At 57.1% G+C, this 2,921-nt stretch carries 4 protein-coding genes; all 4 read right to left on the bottom strand.

Annotated elements, in window-relative coordinates; genetic code table 11:
• The coding region (locus tag GV819_RS32490) for a T6SS effector phospholipase Tle3 domain-containing protein (RefSeq protein WP_434738454.1) at positions 1-655 on the bottom strand (655 nt) is incomplete at its 3' end.
• A 64-nt stretch (positions 656-719) separates the two neighbouring features.
• The gene (locus GV819_RS32485) at positions 720-1,178 is read right to left on the bottom strand and encodes a hypothetical protein (protein WP_161760107.1); all 459 of its coding nucleotides are present in this window, start codon (positions 1,176-1,178) and stop codon (positions 720-722) included.
• Positions 1,179-1,362: 184 nt separating this feature from the next.
• A complete protein-coding gene (locus tag GV819_RS32480) occupies positions 1,363-1,860 on the bottom strand; it encodes a hypothetical protein (RefSeq protein WP_161760106.1) in 498 nt (165 codons plus the stop codon).
• Between the two features lie 3 nt (positions 1,861-1,863).
• Positions 1,864-2,921: DUF2345 domain-containing protein (locus GV819_RS32475; RefSeq protein WP_256667707.1), on the bottom strand; the 1,058-nt coding region annotated here is incomplete at its 5' end.

The raw sequence follows: 2,921 nt of genomic DNA, 5'->3' as shown, positions 1-2,921 counted from the left end.
TGCGGATGATCCTGATCAACATCGCCAGACGCATGGCGGCCAGCACCATGTAGCGCCGGCCGGGTGCGGAAAACAACGGGTGGGTCAGCTCACCGGCAAAGAAGTCCAGGGAAATGAATCCAAACAGTTTGCCGTTGAAACCCTTGCCCCACATATCGGGAAGGTTGGTGGTGGCATTGACGAAATGGCCTCCCTCCAGGGTGCCGGCCTTGTCCAGGCGGTTGTTGTTGCGGTCCAGCCATTCACCGTGGGGCTCGGTCTTGTTGATTGCCCCCTCTTCTTCGCGAAACCCCCAATAGAACGGAATCACCACGCTTCGCGTGTCCGCGGCACTGAACTTGCGCCGGTAATACACCGCATCCGGGTTGGTCGCCTTGCCATCGTCGTCCTCGGGCAGGCTGTAGCTGGCCGAGCGCAGGAACCCCGGGTTGCTCATGCCGTTGGGCAGCACCGAGGGCATGTCCAGGCGCTCATTCAGGCCCTGACACAAGCCGCGCTCGATGCGCTCGTAGCAACCGGCCAGGTCGTTGACCCCATGCACGACGATGGTCACGCAGGGCTTGGGCGGCGTAGCAATCAGGTGCACGTCACCACCGCCCGGCATGGTGATTGCCTGGCCTGTGCAAATGGTCCTCATCCGAACGGCGTCATTCATTGTGCATTCGCTCCTTGATGGCTTGAAGAAGATCTTCCTGGCCGCGTTCAGGGGTTACATCCAGTCATTTCTGAAGGCGAGATTGACGCTCTTCGGCATTCCTTCGAGCCAGGCAAAGCGCCGAATCCTGGACCTGCCACGCACCGCCCTCCTCGATTACACAAAACTCCAGGTGGGTGCTGGAGACCGTTTGTTTGTGCCAGCGGCTACGCTCGTTGAATTTAATGTAGAGGTTGTAACTGCCTCCCAGCTGTAGCGCTCCGGGGTTCATCGTTTTGACGACCGCGCCGGGATAGTCTCCTGACAACACTATTCTTGGTTGGATCCAGCCTTCGGGGAACTCAATGCTCCATAGGGTTTCGTAGCAGCGGACTCCAGTCCGACGACAGAGAAACACACGCTTGATCTCCAGGTTGTTGGTATCGGCCAGCAAAAGCCGAAGATCCGTCACCGGACGACCGGACTCGAACGTCACCGGAATATCCGGAGGCATCTTGGACACAGCCCATATCGAATACTTCATGACTCAGCGCTCCGCCAAGTTGCCCTGCACGGGCTTGAGTTTCTTCTATGTCTCGCTATCTCCCATATCGAGGTCCAAGCAGTAGTCCTGCTCTCTGGAAACGGCACGAGCAAATCTGCGTCGCCACCGCCAGTCGCGGTAATCGCCTTCACTAAACAGCGTCGGCGCATAGCAACAGACTCGGTCACGGGCGGGCTTCCTGTTGTTCCTCGGCAAGACTTCGGGCTCGACAACCTGAGCGGGCCTGGACTTGCAACACGCCGCCGTCCTCGATCAAGCAAAACTCCAAGAAAGTGCTGGAGACCGTCTGTTTGTGCCAGCGGCTACGCTCCCTGAAATAAATATCAAGGTTGTAACTGCCCCCCGGCTGTAAAGCTTCAGGGTTCATCGTTCTAACGACCGCGCCTGGATAGTCTCCTAACAACACTATTTTTGGTTGGATCCAGCCAGTAGGAAGATCAATGTCCCATAGGGTTTCGTAGCATTTGACTCCAGTTCGACGGCAGAGAAATACCTGGTTAATCTCCAGGTTGTTGGTATCGGCCAGCAAAGGTCGAAGATCTGCCACCAGACGACCGGACTCCATCGTCACGGGAATACGCGGAGGCATCTTGGACACGGCCCCAACTGGAGACTGCATCAGCAACGCAGTACACAACACAACCCATATCGAGTGTTTCATGATTCAGTACCCCGCCGGAAAGTTGCCCAGTACGGGCTTGAGCCTTGTTAGTACATGAGTATTTCCGGAATCCAAGCCTCGGTAGTAGTCACGCACAATGTCTCCTTGCTGCTCGATGTTGTAGTCCTTTAGAGTTTTACCTGGTTCCAACTGATACAGATATTGGTCACCCACCAAGAACTGTTTCGCCTGCTGATACGCTCCCACCAACAGCACATTGACACCGTGCTGGTGTTGCCAGACATGAGTCATCTCGTGAATGAAGAACCCTCGCCTTTCCGGTTCTTCAAGGCTCCAGTCGGAGATACCGCGCCAGCTCTCCCCAAAGTAGATATGCCCGTTCGGCGACATCGCATAAGTTGCCCCCTGCCAAGGCACATAGTTCTCATCGCGCAGGCGCACCTTGTCGTAATCGATGGAGTCTGCAAATACGCTCTGCGCCAAAACGATCTCGCCTTCCGTCAATGCGCGCCCTTTTTCATTGTCCGGCTCGGAGAAAGCCTTCGCCACTAGAGCCGCCACACCCACTGCAGCCGCGGCCGCAACCATTGGTGTGCTCGAGCGCTTCATGCCAACGTTGGCGATGTTCATTGCGTCTTTCTGCAACAGTTGCGTCGCGCCTTGTGCATCGGTCACGCCTTCGACGATTTCACCATTGGCCATGGTGATCTTGTAGGGCACGTTGGGCATCCCCGACTGGCCATCGATCTGCTTGAGCATGAATCGCCGCTCGGTATCCCCGACCTTGAACTTCGGCAGTTCCGCCGCCAGGCTGGCGCCGCCCACCTGGCTATGTTTCGCCGCCTTGACCGTGAAGTTACCCGGCATGCCCAGCTCAATATTGCCGCCCTTGAGCGTCAGGTAAGCCCCACCGCACATCAGGGTGATGTGTTCCTTGGCTGAGATCAGCACATGCTGGTTGCTCGCACTGACTTCCACGCTCTGGTCAGCCTCCAGGCGGATAGTGTTCTGTTGCGCCTGCAACAGCATCAATCCCTGGTGGGTGATGTGGCGCATCTCGCCGCTCTGGGCAAACAGCCCCAGGTCGGTGCCGGCATTGA

The sequence above is a fragment of the Pseudomonas sp. Fl5BN2 genome (assembly GCF_009908205.1).
Taxonomy (GTDB): domain Bacteria; phylum Pseudomonadota; class Gammaproteobacteria; order Pseudomonadales; family Pseudomonadaceae; genus Aquipseudomonas.
This window is presented reverse-complemented; position numbering and strand designations above follow the sequence as displayed.